The 223-nt window shown below is 34.1% G+C and carries 1 protein-coding gene; it reads left to right on the top strand.

The window, feature by feature from the left end:
- Positions 1 to 223 (top strand): transposase (locus tag WFH18_RS18215; protein WP_336755464.1); only part of this gene is annotated, 223 nt, incomplete at both ends.

Genomic DNA, 223 nt, shown 5'->3' with positions numbered 1-223 from the left:
ATAAAGGCTATGATTCAGAACCACTGCGTGAACAGATCAGGAAAACAGGGACTAAAGCGAATATACCAAAGAAAACAAATAGCCAATCGAACAATGACCATATGGACTGGTGTTTATATAAAATCAGGCATTTAGTTGAAAATATGTTTTGTAGATTAAAGCAATTTAGAGGAATAGCTACTCGATATGACAAGCTCAAAAGAAATTATCAAAGTTCTGTTGC

Source organism: Acinetobacter sp. USHLN143, assembly GCF_037145695.1.
Classification (GTDB): Bacteria; Pseudomonadota; Gammaproteobacteria; order Pseudomonadales; family Moraxellaceae; genus Acinetobacter; species Acinetobacter fasciculus.
This window is presented reverse-complemented; position numbering and strand designations above follow the sequence as displayed.